This window comes from Psychrobacter sp. GW64-MNA-CIBAN-0177 (genome assembly GCF_040309585.1).
Taxonomy (GTDB): domain Bacteria; phylum Pseudomonadota; class Gammaproteobacteria; order Pseudomonadales; family Moraxellaceae; genus Psychrobacter; species Psychrobacter okhotskensis.
Genome location: NZ_JBEOOY010000443.1, coordinates 1 through 252 on the forward strand (window position 1 = coordinate 1; position 252 = coordinate 252).

A 252-nucleotide genomic window follows, 5' to 3' on the forward strand; every position below is an offset into this window, starting at 1 on the left:
GGTTTTGACCGTACTTGCCGTGTCGTCATTGCCTGACTGTTCTTGCTCATCTTGCTGGCTGTCTACTTTCCAACTGGCGACCACATCAAAAGCGCCGACATCATCACTCTCATAGTTATGATAAACGCCATAGACATCCTCACCCTTTTCAAGTTGGCTCACATGATTTTGATAAAATGTTTGCCACAGCTTGCCTATTTTTGCCGTTTCATGGCTAATTTCAGCAATATTAGTGGTGCGAATGCTAATACC

Annotated in this window: 1 protein-coding gene; it reads right to left on the reverse strand. The window is 44.0% G+C overall.

The genetic code is table 11. The features are described 5' to 3' along the window. A partial coding sequence (locus AAEY79_RS15785; protein WP_352289579.1) for an effector binding domain-containing protein occupies positions 1 to 252 on the reverse strand: 252 nt, incomplete at both ends.